The following is a 297-nucleotide window of genomic DNA, read 5'->3' as shown; positions in this document are numbered from 1 at the left end:
AAGTGGGCGGCGCAGGCGCCGCGAAGAGCTTGTCATCTCGATATGTCCCCATGTCCTTGTCGGCGCGGGAGCCCCGCGACCGTCTACTACTCACAACAGGACGGCCCGATACCGAAAAGGGAGCGCCCGGACCCGTCCGCGCAGCGTTGCGTGGACACGGTCGAACACTCCCTCTTGCTGACCACAACCCCACTCGTGGCTCAGCTCCCACCGACGACGGTAGGCGCGTCACTAGCGCCAGAGACGTGAAATTCGGCGGATTTTGCCCAAAACCATCGGAAACGATAGTCCCGCGGG

It is taken from the genome of Nocardioides sp. CPCC 206348 (assembly GCF_048654705.1).
GTDB lineage: Bacteria > Actinomycetota > Actinomycetes > Propionibacteriales > Nocardioidaceae > Nocardioides.
This window is presented reverse-complemented; position numbering follows the sequence as displayed.